Source organism: uncultured Clostridium sp., from assembly GCF_934754925.1.
Taxonomy (GTDB): Bacteria; Bacillota; Clostridia; order Clostridiales; family Clostridiaceae; genus Clostridium.
Genome location: NZ_CAKVJA010000012.1, coordinates 1 through 20,206 on the forward strand (window position 1 = coordinate 1; position 20,206 = coordinate 20,206).

The window sequence follows — 20,206 nt, forward strand, 5'->3', positions numbered from 1 at the left end:
ATTTCTCAAATTTGTACAATATAGAAAAAATCTTTTTATCATAAACTAATACTTCTATATTGGTTCCAGAAACCATAGGTGATATTTCAACTTGAAACTCTCCATTTGCTTTTGCTTGAGTTGTTCCTATAGTTCCATTTTCAGATACAATGATAATATTACTATTAGGAACAGTTTTTCCCTTAATATTATCACTATTAGATGTAACTTTATCTACTTCTAAGTTAACATACTCTTCATAATCTGAGATTACTTGTGTTGCCATCATTGCATGTCCAACTTTATTAGGAGAAATTCTTGCTACTCCATTTTCAATCTTAAAATTTAAAACTTCATCATTATTTAATATGTGATAGCAATCCAAAATTTTATAATCATAATTACTATTATTTTTAACTATTAAATCATTAATTAAATTTATTTGCTCATCAAAAAAATCATAAATATTGCACTTTTTATTAATAGGATTATATACTGTATTTACGTATATCTCAGCTTCAGGAGCTAACTTTTTTATTTTTTTTATTATGTTAGGAAAATCCTTTGAAAATTTATTTACTTCATTTAAAATTTCAGTTTTAATTTCCTCACTATTCAAATATTCACTTATTATAGAGTCAAATTTCTCTTCATCGCAGTTTTGTAATATAGTTTCATCTATATTTAGATTTTTTAATATAGGATTTAAAATATTATTTCCTCCAATTGAGATTGTAATTATATCTGCGTCTTTTATCTTATCCTTATTATCATCTATTATATTTAATAATTCAAAAGATGTTATTCCTTCCTTGCTTAAATTGCTATAATCTAAATTATTATTTAAAGCATATAAAAAATCTCTAATCAAGGAAACATATTCAATATCATAATCATTACTAGCTTCTATAGAAATTTCATCCCCTATGGCAACATATTTATTTAGTCTTTCATTAGCAACTTCTCCCTTAGCTTGTATTGCTACAGATAAGGCTAATACAATTATTCCTATAATTACTACAAATATAATCTTGAATTTACTATTTCTTTTCACAATTTCTCCTCCACACCTTATAACTCCTATACTTATTATAGGTGCTTTTTCTATAAATTTACAGTTTTTTTAGGTATTTTTTTCCAAAATATATCTACATATTTTTTTCCTATTTAAAAAAATAATTTAATTTTCTACATATTATTTTTATGTAAATATTTACTTGTGTAAATAAAAAAATAAGCTATTCTAAGTAATTACACATACTACCTACAATAGCTTAAATTTCTACATATATTTTTCTAAAGTTTCAGCTCTATTATACGATTTTTTTATTATTTCTTTTGGATATCCTATATGATCTAATAACTTAATAGCATTACGTGTTTTAGATACTCCCCTCTTTAATTTGTAATCAAAATTTAATCCCTTGCTATCTACTTTTTCACTAAAATAGAAGAAATCATAATTTTCCTTAAGAATATCTGTAAGCTCTCTATCATGTGTTGCAACAATTGATATACTATCCTTACTATTAATATATTTTAATATTTCAGCAGAAGATGCTATTCTTTCAATTGGATTTGTACCCCTAAATATTTCATCTATTGGACAAAATACCGGTAAATCTAAATCTAAGGCTTTAATTATTCTAAGTAATGCTTCAGCCTCAGCCATGTAATAACTCTTTCCTAGAGTAACATCATCACTTGGACTTATTGATGAAACTATATTAAAAAAACATGCTTCATACTTTTTGGTTAATGTAAAATTAAATGTTTGTGCAAATATAATATTAAGACCTATCATTCTTAAAAAGGTAGATTTTCCTGCCATATTTGTTCCTGTTAAAATAATTCCTCTCTTTTCAAAATTAATTGAATTAGGAACTGCATCTTTTATTAAAGGATGTATACCATCTACTATGTTAATGCCTACTTTATTTATAAATTTTGGTTTAGTATACTTTTCTTTTATTTCTTCCTTATAAGATGCTATAGACATATAACTTTCTATCTCACCTATTAAATAATACAAATCTAAAATATACTCTCTTTTTTCATCTAATAAGCTAGCAATTCTATAAAAAGCAGTTTCCTCTAATAAAAATGGAATAGTTAAAACCTCAAAAACTCCTCCACCTGTATTAGCTAATTGAATAGGTCTAGTAGCACTATCAATACCTTTTAACTCTTTCAGTAATTCTTTAATTTTATTATTATACTCTTCAAGAGCTGGATGTTTTATCTCTTGAATTTTCTTTGCCGAAATTATAATATTTCTTAAATAAAGTAATCCTTGTGATTTAACATTTTTTCTTTCTTTATCATTAATAAATACATTAACCCATAATAATATAAATGTAGCTAAAAGCAACATAGGCTCTTTTAATAATATAGATAATATTATTGTTCCAAGCATTAAGATTCTACCACATAAAATATATAAATAATATTTAGTTTTATTTGCTTCTAAAGATTCCATTATCATATCTAAAAATGTATTTTTTCTATCATATCCAAGCTTGAAATAAATCATTTGTAGCTTTGTTCTTAAATCAGTAGTTTTTCTTAATGTTTCAATTATTTCATCTCTTTCCTCCAATTTTCCCCTATTATGAAGTGGGTTTCTAAGCATTTTATATAAAATTGCTTCTCCTGCACTACTATAAGTTCTATCAACCTTTTCAAAGACTTCATCCATGTTAAAATCATCCCAAGTTTGATCATCTATTGTATATCCATCATGCTCTTCCATATCAAAATAAGTTCTTATATGCTTAAAGTTTCTTTTCTTTTTTCTTTCTTCACCGAAGTCTTTTTCCATCATATCATAAAGCCCTAAAAGTGAATCCATTATATTTTTCATTTTGCACCTCTTTTACGCATTAACTTCAATATAAAAATCTATTTAATATTATACACTATAATCATATCTTATTATATAAAAAGCAACATATTCCTTAAAATAAAACTCCCCTATAAGTCAAAAAATATTTACAACTTATAGGGGAATAAGATTTAATTTTATTTTTCTAATTCTTGTTTTTTTATATGTAAATCCATTTGTGGATAAGGTATACTTATATCTTCTTCATCAAATTTAACTTTAACTGCTTCAAGTAAATCAAAATGAACTTTCCAATAATCACTATTATTAACCCAAACTCTTACTACAAAATTAATAGCGCTATCTCCATGAGCAGAAAGTGCTATAAATGGTGCAGGATCTTTTAAAATTAAATCATGTTTATCTACAATATTAGATAATACTCTTTTCACTTTTAAAACATCTTGTTCATATCCAACTCCAAAAGTTAAGTCTACTCTTCTTAATTCTTTTGCTGAGTAATTTACAATACTTCCATTTGCTAAATTACCATTTGGAATAAGTATAAGCTTATTATCTACAGTTGTCATATGTGTATAGAACATTCCTATTTTTTCAATAATCCCTGTATGTCCAGATCCTTCAATATAATCTCCAACATTAAATGGTCTTATTAATAATATTATTACTCCTCCAGCAAAATTAGATAGACTTCCTTGTAATGCAAGCCCTATTGCAACTCCCGCTGATGCTAACAATGCAGCTATTCCTGTTGTTTCAATTCCTACTTGATCTAAAAATACAAAAAGTACTACCCCTTTTAATACTACTTCTACAAAAGTATCTAAAAAGGATCTAATTGTTGCATCTACATTTCTTTTTTCTAGTGTTCTATTCATTATATTTACTATTTTCTTAGCAAGTTTCCAACCAATCCATAGTAAAAATAACCATACAACCAATTTTACTCCTTCTGTAGTTACCCAATTAATAAGTTTGTTTAAAAATTGTTCTAAATTCATAGTTATAAAAAGTGCCTCCTCATTTTATTCATTATTTTATTATATACATATTTAATTTTTTGTAAACTTATAATTAGTAATTTGAAGCACTTTTACAAGATTAATTCCTCTTATTTCCCTCTTTATACATCTTATATAAGTAGTAGCTATTTACAAAAAATATAAAAGCATTTATTATACCAACAGGGTATGCTTTCACTGTAAAACCATATATAGCAAATAATATACATCCTATTGAATTTATTATTCTAAGCTTTACTATATTAGTCATAATTAATGATATTGCAATCATAATTGAGGCTGCATATCCAACCCATTCAATTGCCGGTATTCCAAACATTAAAATCACTCCATTCTAATTTTATTTACCTAGTTAGTTTATACAAATACACTAAAATTAAAATAAAAAAACATTGTTATTTGTTCGTATGCATATAATTGTTTTTCACTATAAACTTTATTATAAATTCTATTAAATTTCTCTTAATATTCTCTTAATCTAATTTAAAAAAAACTATTTTAAGTATATAATGTTATTTGGTACTTGTAATTTCTCAAGGTATCTTACCAGAAAGGAGTTATTATCGTATAATGAGATCTAACTTAAAAAACATACCTAAATATTTATTAATTATATTATATCCATTATTTTTATCAATTTTATTAGAGTATAATATATGTCAGGATTTTAATGACACATTAAAATTCTTAATAAAAAAACCTAACATATTATTATTTAATATTATTATTTGTATCATATTATTTACTTTAATTTTTCTTATATTAAAAAAAGCTTACCTATCTATGATTTTTCATGGAGGTATACTTTATATTCTTTCTTGTATTGAATATTTTAAATATAAAACTAGTGGCAGTCATTTAGTAATAAGTGATTTATTAATGACAAAAAACTTAAGTGATGTTGGAAAATTTGCTTCTTTAAAAATTACTTATCCATTAATCCTTAATTTTATACTATTGTCATTATATATTTTCTTAACTTACAAAAATAATTTAACTCTAAATTTTTCAATTAAAAAACGTATTTGTAGTTGTGCCTTTATAAGTTTATTAATAACTATATCATTAACAACTCCTATTTCAGCAAAGATTTTTTCAGTTTTTGAAATAGAAACTACAGTTGCTACTAATATATTAGAAAGTAATGAACAATTTAGTGATATAGGGTTTCTTCCTTATTTAACAAAGACTACATCAGAAAATTTAATGGATATTGTAAATCCACCTGAAAACTATAGTTATGATTCTATAAAAAATTTATTATCTAATTCAGATACAAGTACAAATTTGGAAACTGCATCTAAAAATTCCCCTAATGTTATTTTTATTATGTCTGAATCATTTAGTGATTTTAGAGTATTTGATTCTTTAGAGGTTAATAATGATATTTATTCTGGTTTTGATTCTGTGGGTGCTGAAGGTTACGTTGGAAATTGTATAGTTCCAACCTTTGGAGGTTATACTACAAGAACTGAATTCGAATTGTTAACTGGCCTACCAACTTATGCTATTAACACTCCATCAGTTCCGCAAAACTTATTAAAAAAACAGGAAATTATAGATACATTCCCTAGTTACTTTAAGTCTCTTGGATATAGTACATCATATATTCACCCTTTTAGTAAAACTTTTTATGATAGAGATACCTTATATTCTGAATATGGATTTGATACCTTATATTTTGATGATAGTATGACAGTTGAAACAGAATATTTTAGAAGATATATTTCTGATAAAAGTGTTTTTAATCAAATTAAAAATGTTCTACAATCAAATGAAAATCCAAGCTATATATTCGCTACTACTATGCAGAACCATCAACCATATTATGCTGAAACAGCTGATGGAGCTGATCAATTATCATACTATTTAGCTGGTATTAAGGAAACTAGTGATCAATTAAGAGAGTTTACAAATTGGTTAAAAGAATTCGATGAAGATGTATTACTTGTTTTTGTTGGTGATCATTTTCCTTTCTTCACACCTGATGATAATGTGTATGACAGATTAGGTGTTTCTGATGATAACGCTAAGTTAATTTATAGTCAAAAATATATACTATGGAATAATTACGATTCTAACATTTTTAATAAAGAGATAGATACTATTTCTGCATTCTATATACCTTATATAGTTACAGACTTAATTAATTTAGAAGATACAGCTTTCATAAAAACTATGAAAAATTTAATGAAAGAATATCCACTATATTCACCAAGTATTCAAAGTTCTGATTCTAGAAATGAAATTTTAGATTTAATTACTTATGATAAAGTTATAGGTGAAAATTATAGCTCTGATAAATATAATAATAATAATAATAATAATTGAACTTACTAATGTTGAAATCTTTTCCTTCTTAATTTATATTATATTTGTATTATACATATATTTATAAGTTAAGGGGGATATTATTTTGTTAGAACATATTTTTGATAAATTACTTCCAATATTAATTCACATTTTTGAATTAATGGGCGTAATTGTATTAACAGTTGGAGCATTTACAGCTTTTTATCATTATGTAAAATCTAAATTTGGAAAAGAAGGTTATTCGTTAAAATATCAATTTGCAAATTCTATGATTACTGCACTTGAATTTAAACTTGCTGCTGAAATACTAAAAACTGTTTTGGTAAAAAGCCTTGATGAATTAATAATTTTAGGAGCCTTATTCTTAATAAGAGCCTTAATGACATTTGTTTTAGAACGTGAAATTAAGGATAGCGAAAAACATAATAAAAGCCTTCTAGAATCTTAATAAAAATTTGGATGACTCTAAGATAGTTATCTTAGAGTCATCCTAAATAAACTTATTTTAAATCAAATATTATATTTCCATCCTCATCATAACCTAATTCTTTGACAAATGTATGCCTATTAGGATCATATAATGGATCTCCTACTATTTCTTTATAATTTCTTGCATGATATACTAACATATCAGTTTTTCCATCTTCTGAAACAGTAAAGCAACTATGTCCTGGTCCGAATATTTCTTCCTCTTCATTAGTTTTTAATACAGGGGTAACTGATTTATACCATGAATCTTTATTTAATAAATCACTATTTTCATCAGCTATTAAAACTCCCATACAGTAATTATAATCTGTAGCACTTGCAGAATATGATATAAATATTTTTCCATTCCTATTTAATACTGCTGGCCCCTCATTAACTAAGAATCCAATCTTTTCCCAATCATATTCTGGCTCTGCAATCATTATCTGCTCACCCTCTATTGTCCAAGGATTCTTCATCTTTGCAATATATAAATTTGAATTTCCATATATATTAGGATCCTTTTGAGCCCAAACTAAATATCTTACTCCATTATGCTCAAATGTAGTTGCATCTAATGCAAAGGATTCCCAATTAGTTTTTAGCTGTCCCTTTTCAATCCACTTTCCCTCTAATGGATTTTCGTTTTCATTCTCTAATACAAAAATTCTATGATCAAATAATCCTTCATTAGTTTCTGTAGTCCTAGCTGCTGCAAAATATATATACCATTTACCATCAATGTAATGAATTTCAGGTGCCCATATATTTGCGCTTAACATACCTTCATCATGTTTTCTCCAAATAGTTATAGCTGGTGCTTCAGCTAACCCATTTATTGATTTTGATCTTCTTATTTCAATCCTATCATACTCTGGCACTGAAGCTGAAAAATAATAATATCCATCTGTATGCTTATATACCCACGGATCTGCCCTTTGTAATATAATAGGTTTTACTAATTCTTTAACTGCCATAACTCTTCCCCCATACTCAATACATAATTTAATATACTTTTTTATTTTGTATATTCTATTTTCATTATTATATCCTGTGGATAATCTCCAAAAGATTTTCCAAATATACTTATTCCGCCTATATTTTTCGCATTTTCTTTTATACCAATTTTCACACTTATAAAATCATTATCTTCAATATTAAAATCATTAATTGTTCTTTCTGATAATTTCACATCATCAATATAAGTTCCTGTATCCTTAATTCTCCAATATTTTAATAATCCATATTGATTTATTGTATCTGGCCACCATTGAGGGTTATTCCTACCACGTCTACCACCAAAATCTCCTGGACTAGTCCAAGTTCCAACTTCTATACCATTTATCCACATAGTTATATCTGATGGCCAATCATTTTTATAATGAGGTGCTTCCGAGCACATCTCTATTGAAACTTCTAACATATTTATATTTTTATTTTTTAATTTTTCATATGGAAATTTATACTCTATATATCCTTTATAAAACCATAATAATTGAGAATTAACCTTTTCTGGATAATAAAAACTACTTGGCTTATCAAATTGCCCTATACTTCCATTTTCGCTAACTAACCCACAGGATGGTAATACTAAACAATCACTATAATTACCAATAGGCATATTTATATAAACACAGCTTTCTGATAAAGTATTTATACTATCATTTAAATTAATAATAATATTACTACATGCCTTACTACTTACCTTCATAGAACCTCTAATTCCCGGTTGTAACTCTGTAAGTACTAATCCAGCTTCTTCTAAAATCTTTATATTTAACGCTGTTGTTGATACTGGTAAATCTAAAGTTTCTGCAATTTCATTTACATTTAAACATCCTCTATCTAATAACTGTAAAATATTTATTCTTGATTCATTAGCTAATGCTTTTATAACACTAAGCATCTCATTTTTATCACTATAACTTAGTTCAATTTCCTTTAACATTCTGCCACACTCCTTCTTGTAAACACCACTTTTTAATTTTTAGTACTATTAATCTGCAAGTAAATTATAAAGCGATTAAAAAACTACCATAGTACACTAATAATTTTAAATTTAAGATACTTAGTTAATATATTAATATACCTTTTATATTTTTCTTTAATCTAATTATATTCTAAGATAACTTACCTAATTGTAAAGTTAAAATTCCATTATTTAAAATCTTTATATATTATTATATTTGTTTTTTACTAATGATATATATATTCACTTTTGTACTTGATTGTTTATTTTTATCCTTTAACAGCTCCTGCTGTCATACCATCAACAAAGTATTTTTGGAAGCATAAGAAAATTATTAAAACTGGAATTACTGAAAAGAATGATCCAACTATTAATAAATCATAGTTATTTCCATAAGGAGTTAACAGTGTATTTAATCCTATTGGTAAAGTAAATTTAGTATCAGTTTTCAAAACAAGTAAAGGCCATAATAAGTTGTTCCATGCACCCATTGTATTTAAAATTGCCATTGCTGCAAATGCAGGTTTCATAACAGGAAGTATTATCTTAAAAAATATACCATATTCTGATGCACCATCAATTCTTCCTGCATTGATTAAATCTCTTGGTATCCCCATTAAATATTGCCTAAAGAAGAATATAGTTGAGGCACTTGTTATTCCAGGTAATACAACTCCAGCATAAGTATCTATTAGTCCCATATCTATTATCTGACTATACATAGGAACCATTAATATTTCAAAAGGAACCATCATAACAAATAATACGCAAATAAATAGAAAAGTTTTAAACTTAAAATCATACATTGAAAATCCATATCCAACTGCTGCACATACAAATAAAGTTATTATTACAGAAACAGCTGTTAAAAATAAACTGTTAAAGAACCATGTAAAGTATTGATGATCTCCAGTAAATAAGAATATAAAATTATCTAGAGACATTTTATCTAATTCAATTTTTAAATTTATTCCGTAACGAATTAAATCATTACCTGGCTTAAATGAAGAAATAACTAATATATAAAAAGGTATAATTATAATACAAGATAAAATAAGGAATAAAGTAAAAACTAATATCTGTAATGCTAAACGCTTCTTATTTGCAACAGCTTTCTTTTTTATTGTTTTTTCTATATTGGTTGATATATTTAAACTAGTCATTACCTATTCCTCCTTCGAAAATGTTCCATTTAATTTTAATTGAATCATATTAATAGTCATTGCTATTATGAATAATATAATACCAACTGCAGATGCATATCCCATTGCATTCTTTTCAATACCTTGTCTATATAAATATCCTACAATTGTAAGTCCTATATTCTTTGGTGATGAATTTCCACCCCAAATCATATAACTTTCTGTAAACATTGCCAATCCTGCATATATTGAAATAGTTAATACATAGACTATTGTTGGTTTTAATTGTGGAATTGTAATATAAATAAATTTTTGAATAGCATTTGCTCCATCAATATCTGCTGATTCATATAATTCATCTGGTATATTCTTAAGACCTGATAGGAAATATAACATATTAACCCCTGTCCATCTCCAGCATGCTAAAAGTAATAATGCAAAGAAACCTGTTCCTGCACCCTTTAGCCATTTTATAGGGTCCATGCCAAAGAAACCTATAATAGAATTCATTACTGCACCATCTAATTCACTAAATGCTAATCTAAATATTGTACCTGCAACAACTATAGATGTTAAAGCTGGTAAATATAATGCAGATTTAAAGAACTCTCTTCCCTTAGCAAATTTACTATTTAAAATTGTTGCAAGCAACATAGGAATTGGAATAAGTAATATTAACGTCCAAATCATATATTTCATGCTATTCATAATGGCTTTAAGGAATACTTTATCACCTAATAATCTAGTATAATTATCAAATCCTACCCATTCTGTTATTCCTGGTAATACTGATTGGAAACTCATTATAATTGTCCTGGCCATAGGGGAAATAAAGAATACTAGAAATATAATTATAAAAGGTAATATAAATACATATGGTGCAACTTTTTTATTGTATATAAATTTTTTTACCATTTTGTTACCTCCTCTATAAATTATGCAAAATCCATTATATAAAATGGATTTTGCATTTATTAAAATTAATTATTATTGAATTGCATTATCTACTTCATCTTTGGCATAATCTAAAGCGTCTTGTACATCTTCACCATCTTCAAATATGCTATTTAAAGTTGTAGTACAGAATACTTCATTAATTGAAGGACTATTTGCAACAACCTTAGTTAATCCAATCTCATTTCTAATTTCTTTTAATACATCAAATGGATTGTTTTTGAAGTATTGAATATATTGATTATCAGGATTATTAGTAACCTCTTCATTTTCCCAAACAACAGTATTAACAGGATCAAACCCTAATATTTCCCAAACCTTAATATTACCTTCTTCTGAAAGCTTAGCAAAGGCTAAAAATTCTTTAGCTAACTCTACATCATTACATTGGTTTGTAACAACAGTACCAGTACCTCCTCCACCAACAGAACGGTCTTGTCCATCTTCAAATACTGGAGCAGGAGCTATAGCAATTTTACCTGATAGTTCTGGCATGTAATTTATAAATCTTGACATATACCACATAGGCATGATAGCGCAAGCATAGTTTCCATTATTATATTCACCAAAAGCCTCTTCATTATCTGGTTGTCCTCCTGCAATTGTTGCAATAGCATTACATTCTTGAAGCTCTTTTAATGTTGTTAATAACTTTTTCATTTCAGGTGTATCTATTTGTGGATTTCCCTTATCATCTGTATAATCACTTCCAAGTTCTGATAACATTAATGACTCTGTCCATATAGACCCTGTATCAGCTGTTCCTAAGTGTTTACCTGTAGCTTCGTAATATTTAATACCAGCTTCTTTAAAATCATCCCAAGTTTTAATTGTTGTATAATCAATACCAGCTTCTTCTAACAACTCAGTATTATAGAATGCAACAGTTGCTCCAACGTGTGTTGGTAATCCATATATATCTCCATCTTTGCTATAAAGATTAAGTCTTGATTCTACAATTGAATCTTTATAAGGCTCAACTACATCATTTAATGTTTCTAATTGCGGAACACCTTTTAAGAAATTAGGAAACTGTCCAACTTCTATATCACATAAATCTGGAGCTCCCTTTCCAGCTAACAACGATGATTGTAATTTAGTATGCATATCACCATAAGGTAAAACTGTCATTTTTAAATTAATTGTCTTATCTGGATTTTGCTCATTCCATTCTTTAACCATTTCTTCATAAAATTTAGCATGTAGCTCAACAAATGCCCACATTTCAAATTCAGTTCCATTCTCGTCTCCTGCAGTTACTACTGTTGCCTCTTCCTCTGTTTTCGTTTCTTCTGATTCACCTTTTTTACTTGAGCTATCTGTACTTTTATTAGATCCACAACCTACCATTGCTCCCGTAGTCATTGATGTAGCTAATAAAATTGCCATTAACCTCTTAAACGTTTTCACTTTAACCATAATACCCCTCCATAATTCCATATAAATATATATTACAAAAGCCTAAGCTTATGTTTACCCTTATTTTCTCATATTAAAATACCCTAACCCATTTTTTTATCTTACATTTATTTTTGTTTTATTGAATTATTACAATATTATTGTAACTAATTGGTAACAGTATTGTCAATACATTTTTATGTATTTCTTATACTTTTTTCCATATTGTTTTATCATTTAAGTATCAATTCTTTATTTTTACGTATTATTGTACTTACAATAATATATTTAATATTTCATAATCACTTTTGTCCTTACCTATATTATTACTATATAATTTTATTCTAATAAAAAAATATCCATGTTTTAAAAGTTAATCATGGATATTTTATTAATTGTAATTTCATAATTATATATTTTTATACTTAAATAACTTAATAGTAATTTATTTAAACTATAATACTAATTTTTTCTTTGATTTCTCTATTATCTTCTCAACTATAGGATCAAATAACTCAGCAACTTCTTCCTCTTCTTCAATTAACTCTATAGATCCATAATTAGTTATGGCTCTATGCATAGGTAATTCCCCTAATAGCTCTACATTCATATCTTTTAAGAAATTCTCAGTATTTTCTCCATTAAACAACTTAATTGTTTTATCACAATCTGGACATTTAATATAACTCATATTTTCTATTACTCCAAATATATCTATATTCATTTTTCTAGCCATATTTATAGATTTAGAAACTATCATTGAAATCATATCTTGAGGAATAGAAACCATAACTACTCCTTTTATAGGTATAGTTTGCATTACTGTTAATGGAACATCTCCAGTTCCTGGTGGCATATCTATTATTAAGTAGTCTAATTCTCCCCAATATACTCCAGTCCAGAATTGCTTTACAACATTAACTATAGCTGGCCCTCTCCAAATAACAGCTTCATCTTCTTTTTCTACAACAAGATTTAAAGACATTACTTTAATTCCTTCATTACTTTCTACAGGGAAAATAAGTGTTTCTGTTCCTCTTGCCCTTTCTTCCTCTATATGAAGTAATCTGGGTATACTAGGTCCTGTTATATCAGCATCTAAAATACCTACTCTATATCCTCTTTGAACTAATTGTCTAGCTATCATAACAGACATTGTAGATTTTCCTACTCCACCTTTACCACTCATTACTGCTATTATATTTTTAATTTTATTTTCTGGATTATTTTCAATTCCACACTGTGTTGCATCTTTTCCACATGATCCATGACTTGGACATGTATTACAGTTTCCCATTTACTTCACCTCATCTTGATTATATTTTTATATTTATTTACCCTAAGTTTATTCCTAATATTTTTCTTTGTCAAATATAGAAAAACTGCCTCCAATCAATTCCAATATATGGATTGACCCCGGAGGCAGATACATTTTTTTACAGAGAATGTTGTAACATATAATCTTTCCAGTCACCATTCTCTATATAAATACTATTCTTTTCAAAAATATCCTTATCATTCATAGCATAATAATAAACATAACAACTTTCTTTAGTTCCATCTGAAAGCTCAACATCCATTATTATTCTATTATATTCATTTCTATTATCATTTACCCCATAGTAATTTTCCATCTTATCCATTGGAATCATTACCTCTTCAAAGTTATTTAAAGCCATTATCTCACCAATTACCACATCATCACCTTCTAGCAATGCTGGATATCCCTTATTTGGCATATGATATAGCTTTCCCTTTACTTTTCCAACTTGAGCATTTGATACTTTGCCTAACAAATATTTATTATAGTTAAAAAAACCAGTTCTTAAACTACCATAAACAAATATCTTCTTTTGTTCTCTTGGTTCTATCATTTTTAGCAAATAGCTCCACCAACAGCTTTAATATCTTCTGAATTTTCTACTGCTGCTTTTATTGATAATTCTAACCCTTTTGATATATCAATTGTACTCATAGATGGTTTTTCTGGTTTATCAACTACTTGTGCTGGAATATATGGAACATGTATAAATCCTGCTCTAATATTTGGATACTTCTTGTCTACTAAATATAATACCCCATACATTACATGATTACATACAAATGTTCCTGCTGTATTTGATACTGATGCAGGAATGCCATTATTTTTCATTTCATTAACCATAGCCTTTATTGGTAGGTTTGAAAAGTATGCTGGCTCTCCATCTTCATATATGGCAACATCTAATGGTTGATTTCCTTCATTATCTTCAATTCTTGCATCATCTATATTTATTGCAACTCTTTCTGGTGTTATACCAAATCTACCACCAGCTTGACCTACAGAAATAACAATATCAGGATTATGAATTTCTATAGCTTCTTCAATTTTTGCTAAAGATTTTCTAAATACTGTAGGAATTTCAAGTTTAATTATTTCTGCACCTGAAATTGTATCTGGTAATAATTTCACTGCCTCTAAAGCTGGATTTATTGATTCTCCTCCAAATGGATCAAATCCTGTTATTAAAACTTTCATATTTATCTTCTCCTTTGTTAACTTCTAACTTAAGGGGAAAACTTAGTTATTTTCACCTTATAAGTTTTCAGATAATTATGAGATACTTCCTAAACTAGTAAAATTATTAGAAAATATCTCATATATATTATACCATATTAAACTATTATTTAAATTAAAATGCTAAGAAGTACATTAATATAATATGAATAGCTAATAAAATTAAAGCTACTGGTGCTTGATGCTTAATTATTGAATTTTTATCTTCAATTTCAAGTAAAGCAGCTGGCATAATATTAAAATTAGCTGCCATTGGTGTTAATAATGTACCACAATATCCAGCTGTTAATGCTAAAGCACCTGCTATTGCTACATTAGCACCTTGTGAGAATACAAATGGTATCCCTATACCAACTGTTATTACTGAGAATGCTGCAAAAGCATTTCCCATTATCATTGTAAATAAAGCCATACCTACACAATAAGCAGTAACTCCTATGAATATATTTCCTTGTGGTAATATACTTGATATTCCTGAAGAAATTACATCTCCAACTCCTGCTGCTGTAAATAAAGCACCAAGTGCTGCTAATAATTGTGGTAGTATACTTACTGCTCCTACTGATTGAAGCATTCTATCTGATTCTTCAACTAAAACTCTTGGTTTTGCTTTAGTAATAATAAATGTAACTATTACAGCAATAACTGCTGCAACACCTATAGCTGCTGATCCTGAAATTGCTGTAAATTGTGCAATTCCTAATGCAGCTAAAGCTATAACTAATGATGGTATAAATACCTTAAGTCCTAATTTATTTGCTTGTTCTTCACCAAACTTTTCATCTAAAGCTTTAACAGTTCCTGGTTTAACTTGTTTAGTTAAAGTAAGTACTGCTATAACAACTAATATTGCTCCAACTAATACTGATGGTATATATGGCCCAAATATAAATATTATTCCAAGTAATGCCCAAAAGGCAGCTGTTCCAATTTTAGCCTTATGATTTTTATCTCCTAATGTTAATACAGCTGTATTTAACATCATAATTCCAATTATTATGTAGAATATTTCTAATAATATATTAGAAATTGCTGCAAAATCCATATATCTCTTCTCCTTTGTAACTATTTATTCTTCTTTCCAAATTTTTTATCTAACTGCTTGTCTAGTAATATATTTTGAACTAAAACTAATACAAAAGCAATTATAGCTATAGGAACTGATGCTTTTGCAATATCTAATCCTGTTGTTGTATATCCTAATTCACTTAATGTATTAGCAATTAATAAAACCCCTGAACTTGCTAAGAAAAGATTTTGTCCATAGAAGTTTCCATAGTTATCCATAGAAGCTGCTGCTGCTTTTATTTTAGCTTCTGTTTTTTCATCAATTTTTCCATATTTACTTATTGCAGCTCCTTGAGCCATTGGATTTATTAATGGTCTTACAAATTGAGGATGTCCACTTATTCTTAATGACATAGCCCCAGCAATTTGTCTTATTAAACAATAAAGAGTTAACAGTTTTCCTGTTGAAAGATTTTTTACCTTCTTAATAAGTGAAACTGCTTTTTCCTTTAATCCATATCTTTCTGATATACCTATTACAGGTAATGTTAATATAAAAATTGTTATTAATCTTTGATTAACAAATGTTTGTCCTAGTATTGAAAGTATTTCGGTAATATCCATATGAGCTGCAAATCCTGTAGCAAGTGCTGATATTATTATTACAGCTATGCTATCTAACTTTAATGCAAACCCTATTATTACCATTAAAATTCCTATTAGTACCATTTTTATTCCCTCCATTATATGTCTATATTATATTTATACCCATTTTTTCTACATTTGTCTACAAAAAAAATTTGCCAACAACTCTTATTTATATAACTTATATAATTTATCATCGCTTTCATTAATAAAATATTAATATTTAATCCCTTTTATACTCACTTTATTACATATGTTTATTTTTAGATTATTCACATCCTAATAAATATAACTTTTTATGTATAATTATTCACCGTTTTTATAATAATGATGGTCATAATAATCATCCTTTTTATCATAATATTGAAAATCCTTATAATTATTATAATAATCATAATCATCAAAATAATAATGAAAATCGTCTATTTTATTAATATCACTATTATTATTTAAATCATTATTAGGTACCGTTTCATATTGTTTAGGAATTGTTTTATTAAAATAATCATCATAATATGATGTAGGTTCTAATATGTAAAAATCAGAATTAATTTTTGTTATATTAAAAAACAAAATTAAACTTAAGCAACTTATTATCCTTTGTTTTCTATTCATAATTAATTACCTACCTTCAATTAGTTACTATAATTAGTTTTAGCTATATTTTAACTTTTTATTAATATAAAATAGCTATATCAAAATTAATAAATCATTTTAATATAGCTATTCTTAATCTTAATTCTTTTTATAAACGTCGATAAATGTATCTCTATATCCTTTAGCTATTAGTTCAGTTTTTCTATTTTCTGCATTTATTCTTTCCTTAAAACTACCCACAACACACCTATAATATATTTCATCTCCATTCAACTGATTATTATTTATATTTATAAATTTTCCTATATGACATAAACATGCCCTAACAATTGATTGAGCTATTTCTTCAAATTTTGAATCAAATATTAAGTTATCTAAGGTGTTATCTATAAAACCAACTTCTACTAATATGGCAGGGCATTTAGTTTCTCTTAAAACATGAAAATTAGAAATTTTTACTCCTCTATTAACAAATCCACTTTTTACCATTTCTGAATTAACTTTATTAGCTAACTCTTCGGCTATTCCTCCTTTAGCATATATATGAGTTTCACATCCCTTAGCACTTTCTGCCTTATATGCATTTCTATGAATACTTACAAAATAATCATAATTTCCAACATTCTCTCTATTACTTCTTTCTAGCAAACTTACAGTAATATCCTTAGATCTTGTATAATAAACATCTTCATTATTTTGTTGTAACAATTCTCCAACTCTTAAAGTTAACTTAAGAACATTATCACATTCTCTTCTACCCTTATATGTTGCGCCTGAATCCTCTCCTCCATGTCCAGGATCTAATAACCATTTTGCCATATTGTATATACCCCCTAAAAATTTATTTTTCAAGGTAAATATATACAATAAAAACTTAGTATTTACATTTTTCTTTAATTTCTGAATTATACAACTTATTTAATAAGTATTTGTATTTTACCTAACGATTTCTCTGTTCCATCACTACCAACTCTAGTTATTATGTATATCTCATAAAAATCTCCTATTGCTTCAATATTATTATCTTGTATATAATCCATAATAATATCGTAGTATTTTCTGGTGTCATTATAATCGTCATCAAAGTTTAAAGTTAAATATCTTCCAGCCGGTAAGCTAATCTTATCATATTCTTTAATATTCATATCCTGAGTAAATTTTATCATTGTATTTCTATATGTTACTTTTTTATACTCTTTAAGATCATTGTATGAAATAATAAATCCTAATTCCTTATTAAAATATGTATATTTTCTTTCTACTTCAGCTAAAATTTTACTTAAATTTATTTCAAACTCTTCTGTAAATCTATTAGTATTATTATATTTAATAAAATTTCTCTCATCATAAAACTTTATAAATATTTTATTTAACCCCTCATCTAACGATACCTTTATACTCTCTTCAAGAAATGTAATATTATCTTTTATATTATTTAACTCCTTTATTTTTTCATCAACAATCTCTTTCTGTTTTCTTATAATATGCAAAACTGATTCTGGTGAAGTATAATTTTCTATAATATTTTTTATCTCATCTAAAGATAATCCCATAGCCTTACATTGTTTAATTAAATCTAATATTATAAAATCCTTAGCACTATAATATCTATATCCTGTGCTACTATTTATATATGAAGGCTTTAACAATCCTACTCTATCATAATGCCTTAAAGTTTCTACTGTAATATTATGTATCTTAGCTACTTCTCCAATGGAAAATTTAGATTTCATATAAACTTACTCCTCTTAACCATTTACTAATAATAATTATAAATACATCTTTTTCACTTAAGATATATTTATTTTATATTTTATATGTTTTTCTTTATTTATATCATTATAAAACATATATTTTACTTTAAAATATAAAAAAGCCATATTGTAAAGTAAAATTCTAATACCTCAATATGGCTTATATTATCCTATTATATTTTTTTAAACTTCCTCTATCACTCTAAATGTATATAATTTTATATTTCCTACTATTTTTATAGTTATAAACGTTAAAGTCTCCGATATAATTGCACTTGCCCAAATACCATTAATACCAAAGAATTTACCTAAGAAAAATAAGCATACTGGTAAATATACTATTGATCTTAAAATACAACTTAAATTAGAATACTTAGGTATTTCAATTGCTTGATAATAAACTAAAATATTTAAATTTAATCCTACAGCAAAATAACTTAAGCATGCTATTTTTAATGCATCATACGCCATTTGTGCTATTTGTATATCATTTGTGAATATAGATATTAATGAAGGTCCAAATACAAAGCTTATAATCACAAAAACTCCTGTTATTATTATATTAGAAATTGATGTTATTCTAAAGAAACCTAACATCTTTTCTACATCTTTCTTTCCATAATTATAACTAACAAGTGGCTGAACCCCTAATGTAATTCCATATAAAACCATATATATATTAGTTGTTAGATAGTTTAATATACTATATGCTGAAACTCCAATTTCACCTGCATATTTTACTAAAGCTATATTATGAAGCAAAACAATTATAGAATAGCTTCCTTGTGCAAAAAATGAAGGAAACCCTATAGTACAAAACTCCTTTACTGTTTTAAATGATACTTCTACATTTCCAAAAGATAAATATCCTTTTTTCTTAATAAAATGAGGTAATAGTATACTTACTGTTACTATTTGTCCAAGCCCAGTTGCTATTGCTGCCCCCTTAATTCCAATTCCTAATTGAAAAATAAATATATAGTCTAAAAGTATATTAGTAATAGCACCACTTATAGTAGATACCATTGCTAACTTTGGTCTACCATCATTTCTAACAAAACTATTTAAAACAATTCCAATTAAGTTTGGTATACAGAATAATGCATAAAATCTTAAATACTCTACCGCTAATGGTTTTAATACTTCAGTTGCTCCTAGCAAACTTACTATTGGGCTAGTGAATACTACACATATTACACTTATTATCAAACTAACTATTAATAATGACTTAAATACTTGCCTAAATATATTAATTGCTTTTTCTATATTATTAGCTCCTATATTTTTAGATACTAATGCTCCTCCTCCAATAGCAAACATTGAAGCTAATCCAAATATCATTACTGTAAATGGAAGAACTATATTTACAGCCGCTAAAGCAGAATCACCAACGCCTTGTCCAACAAATATTCCATCTATTACTGTATATAATGAAGAAATAAACATCGCCAATGCTGATGGAATAGCATATTTAAAAAATTCCTTTCTCATATATATCTCTCCTTTAAATTTTAATACTTTCAAATTATAAACTCTTTTCTTACACAAGAGTCAA

Annotated in this window: 20 protein-coding genes; 2 read left to right on the forward strand and 18 right to left on the reverse strand. The window is 26.7% G+C overall.

Features of this window, described 5'->3' with window-relative positions:
* The 4 genes from Q0G30_RS05880 to Q0G30_RS05895 all read right to left on the reverse strand — a co-directional run.
* Positions 1 to 1,033 (reverse strand): GDSL-type esterase/lipase family protein (locus tag Q0G30_RS05880; RefSeq protein ID WP_294387777.1); only part of this gene is annotated, 1,033 nt, incomplete at its 3' end.
* Between the two features lie 228 nt (positions 1,034 to 1,261).
* A complete protein-coding gene (locus Q0G30_RS05885) occupies positions 1,262 to 2,830 on the reverse strand; it encodes a DNA mismatch repair protein MutS (protein WP_294387889.1) in 1,569 nt (522 codons plus the stop codon).
* 170 nt (positions 2,831 to 3,000) lie between these two features.
* Positions 3,001 to 3,825 (reverse strand): mechanosensitive ion channel domain-containing protein, encoded by an 825-nt coding sequence (locus tag Q0G30_RS05890; RefSeq protein WP_294387778.1) that lies wholly within the window; start codon positions 3,823 to 3,825, stop codon positions 3,001 to 3,003.
* A 100-nt stretch (positions 3,826 to 3,925) separates the two neighbouring features.
* Positions 3,926 to 4,165 carry a lactate dehydrogenase gene (locus Q0G30_RS05895; RefSeq protein WP_294387780.1) on the reverse strand — a complete coding sequence of 80 codons (240 nt, stop codon included), beginning with the start codon at positions 4,163 to 4,165 and terminating at the stop codon, positions 3,926 to 3,928.
* 560 nt (positions 4,166 to 4,725) lie between these two features.
* Here Q0G30_RS05895 and Q0G30_RS05900 point away from each other — a divergent pair.
* Positions 4,726 to 6,177 carry an LTA synthase family protein gene (locus Q0G30_RS05900; RefSeq protein ID WP_294387781.1) on the forward strand — a complete coding sequence of 484 codons (1,452 nt, stop codon included), beginning with the start codon at positions 4,726 to 4,728 and terminating at the stop codon, positions 6,175 to 6,177.
* Between the two features lie 85 nt (positions 6,178 to 6,262).
* Positions 6,263 to 6,607: a DUF1622 domain-containing protein gene (locus Q0G30_RS05905; RefSeq protein WP_294387782.1), complete on the forward strand. Its 345-nt coding sequence runs from the start codon at positions 6,263 to 6,265 to the stop codon at positions 6,605 to 6,607.
* A gap of 52 nt (positions 6,608 to 6,659) precedes the next feature.
* Here Q0G30_RS05905 and Q0G30_RS05910 read toward each other — a convergent pair whose 3' ends face one another.
* The 14 genes from Q0G30_RS05910 to Q0G30_RS05975 all read right to left on the reverse strand — a co-directional run bounded on the left by Q0G30_RS05910 (position 6,660) and on the right by Q0G30_RS05975 (position 20,142).
* Positions 6,660 to 7,604 (reverse strand): family 43 glycosylhydrolase, encoded by a 945-nt coding sequence (locus tag Q0G30_RS05910; protein WP_294387783.1) that lies wholly within the window; start codon positions 7,602 to 7,604, stop codon positions 6,660 to 6,662.
* Positions 7,605 to 7,645: 41 nt separating this feature from the next.
* Positions 7,646 to 8,575 carry a helix-turn-helix domain-containing protein gene (locus tag Q0G30_RS05915; protein ID WP_294387784.1) on the reverse strand — a complete coding sequence of 310 codons (930 nt, stop codon included), beginning with the start codon at positions 8,573 to 8,575 and terminating at the stop codon, positions 7,646 to 7,648.
* A 290-nt stretch (positions 8,576 to 8,865) separates the two neighbouring features.
* On the reverse strand, positions 8,866 to 9,759 hold the full coding sequence (locus Q0G30_RS05920) for a carbohydrate ABC transporter permease (RefSeq protein WP_294387786.1): 894 nt from the start codon (positions 9,757 to 9,759) through the stop codon (positions 8,866 to 8,868).
* 3 nt (positions 9,760 to 9,762) lie between these two features.
* On the reverse strand, positions 9,763 to 10,653 hold the full coding sequence (locus Q0G30_RS05925) for a sugar ABC transporter permease (RefSeq protein ID WP_294387789.1): 891 nt from the start codon (positions 10,651 to 10,653) through the stop codon (positions 9,763 to 9,765).
* A gap of 72 nt (positions 10,654 to 10,725) precedes the next feature.
* On the reverse strand, positions 10,726 to 12,111 hold the full coding sequence (locus Q0G30_RS05930; RefSeq protein WP_294387790.1) for an ABC transporter substrate-binding protein: 1,386 nt from the start codon (positions 12,109 to 12,111) through the stop codon (positions 10,726 to 10,728).
* A gap of 433 nt (positions 12,112 to 12,544) precedes the next feature.
* The gene (locus Q0G30_RS05935) at positions 12,545 to 13,387 is read right to left on the reverse strand and encodes an Mrp/NBP35 family ATP-binding protein (RefSeq protein ID WP_294387792.1); all 843 of its coding nucleotides are present in this window, start codon (positions 13,385 to 13,387) and stop codon (positions 12,545 to 12,547) included.
* A 139-nt stretch (positions 13,388 to 13,526) separates the two neighbouring features.
* Complete coding sequence (locus Q0G30_RS05940; protein WP_294387892.1) at positions 13,527 to 13,964, reverse strand: gamma-glutamylcyclotransferase family protein; 438 nt, start codon at positions 13,962 to 13,964, stop codon at positions 13,527 to 13,529.
* A 2-nt stretch (positions 13,965 to 13,966) separates the two neighbouring features.
* Positions 13,967 to 14,608, reverse strand: a complete 642-nt coding sequence (gene pcp / locus Q0G30_RS05945) for a pyroglutamyl-peptidase I (RefSeq protein WP_294387794.1) — start codon at positions 14,606 to 14,608, stop codon at positions 13,967 to 13,969.
* A 154-nt stretch (positions 14,609 to 14,762) separates the two neighbouring features.
* The gene (locus Q0G30_RS05950) at positions 14,763 to 15,692 is read right to left on the reverse strand and encodes a DUF979 domain-containing protein (protein WP_294387796.1); all 930 of its coding nucleotides are present in this window, start codon (positions 15,690 to 15,692) and stop codon (positions 14,763 to 14,765) included.
* A gap of 20 nt (positions 15,693 to 15,712) precedes the next feature.
* Entirely contained in the window at positions 15,713 to 16,384 is a 672-nt protein-coding gene (locus Q0G30_RS05955; RefSeq protein WP_294387798.1) for a DUF969 domain-containing protein, read from the reverse strand.
* A 222-nt stretch (positions 16,385 to 16,606) separates the two neighbouring features.
* Positions 16,607 to 16,915: a hypothetical protein gene (locus Q0G30_RS05960; protein WP_294387800.1), complete on the reverse strand. Its 309-nt coding sequence runs from the start codon at positions 16,913 to 16,915 to the stop codon at positions 16,607 to 16,609.
* 120 nt (positions 16,916 to 17,035) lie between these two features.
* Positions 17,036 to 17,716, reverse strand: a complete 681-nt coding sequence (locus Q0G30_RS05965; RefSeq protein ID WP_294387802.1) for an N-acetylmuramoyl-L-alanine amidase — start codon at positions 17,714 to 17,716, stop codon at positions 17,036 to 17,038.
* Between the two features lie 95 nt (positions 17,717 to 17,811).
* Entirely contained in the window at positions 17,812 to 18,630 is an 819-nt protein-coding gene (locus Q0G30_RS05970) for a MerR family transcriptional regulator (RefSeq protein ID WP_294387804.1), read from the reverse strand.
* Positions 18,631 to 18,834: 204 nt separating this feature from the next.
* Positions 18,835 to 20,142 carry an MATE family efflux transporter gene (locus Q0G30_RS05975; protein WP_294387806.1) on the reverse strand — a complete coding sequence of 436 codons (1,308 nt, stop codon included), beginning with the start codon at positions 20,140 to 20,142 and terminating at the stop codon, positions 18,835 to 18,837.
* Positions 20,143 to 20,206: the final 64 nt, after the last annotated feature.

Bases quoted from the DNA above. Each gene is read 5' to 3' on its own strand.
- Q0G30_RS05955 (WP_294387798.1), bottom strand. From the start codon at position 16,384: ATGGTACTAATAGGAATTTTAATGGTAATAATAGGGTTTGCATTAAAG.
- Q0G30_RS05965 (WP_294387802.1), bottom strand. From the start codon at position 17,716: ATGGCAAAATGGTTATTAGATCCTGGACATGGAGGAGAGGATTCAGGC.
- pcp (WP_294387794.1), bottom strand. From the start codon at position 14,608: ATGAAAGTTTTAATAACAGGATTTGATCCATTTGGAGGAGAATCAATA.
- Q0G30_RS05940 (WP_294387892.1), bottom strand. From the start codon at position 13,964: ATGATAGAACCAAGAGAACAAAAGAAGATATTTGTTTATGGTAGTTTA.
- Q0G30_RS05975 (WP_294387806.1), bottom strand. From the start codon at position 20,142: ATGAGAAAGGAATTTTTTAAATATGCTATTCCATCAGCATTGGCGATG.
- Q0G30_RS05950 (WP_294387796.1), bottom strand. From the start codon at position 15,692: ATGGATTTTGCAGCAATTTCTAATATATTATTAGAAATATTCTACATA.
- Q0G30_RS05895 (WP_294387780.1), bottom strand. From the start codon at position 4,165: ATGTTTGGAATACCGGCAATTGAATGGGTTGGATATGCAGCCTCAATT.
- Q0G30_RS05900 (WP_294387781.1), top strand. From the start codon at position 4,726: ATGACAAAAAACTTAAGTGATGTTGGAAAATTTGCTTCTTTAAAAATT.
- Q0G30_RS05920 (WP_294387786.1), bottom strand. From the start codon at position 9,759: ATGACTAGTTTAAATATATCAACCAATATAGAAAAAACAATAAAAAAG.
- Q0G30_RS05925 (WP_294387789.1), bottom strand. From the start codon at position 10,653: ATGGTAAAAAAATTTATATACAATAAAAAAGTTGCACCATATGTATTT.
- Q0G30_RS05935 (WP_294387792.1), bottom strand. From the start codon at position 13,387: ATGGGAAACTGTAATACATGTCCAAGTCATGGATCATGTGGAAAAGAT.
- Q0G30_RS05930 (WP_294387790.1), bottom strand. From the start codon at position 12,111: ATGGTTAAAGTGAAAACGTTTAAGAGGTTAATGGCAATTTTATTAGCT.
- Q0G30_RS05970 (WP_294387804.1), bottom strand. From the start codon at position 18,630: ATGAAATCTAAATTTTCCATTGGAGAAGTAGCTAAGATACATAATATT.
- Q0G30_RS05890 (WP_294387778.1), bottom strand. From the start codon at position 3,825: ATGAATTTAGAACAATTTTTAAACAAACTTATTAATTGGGTAACTACA.
- Q0G30_RS05885 (WP_294387889.1), bottom strand. From the start codon at position 2,830: ATGGATTCACTTTTAGGGCTTTATGATATGATGGAAAAAGACTTCGGT.
- Q0G30_RS05960 (WP_294387800.1), bottom strand. From the start codon at position 16,915: ATGAATAGAAAACAAAGGATAATAAGTTGCTTAAGTTTAATTTTGTTT.
- Q0G30_RS05915 (WP_294387784.1), bottom strand. From the start codon at position 8,575: ATGTTAAAGGAAATTGAACTAAGTTATAGTGATAAAAATGAGATGCTT.
- Q0G30_RS05910 (WP_294387783.1), bottom strand. From the start codon at position 7,604: ATGGCAGTTAAAGAATTAGTAAAACCTATTATATTACAAAGGGCAGAT.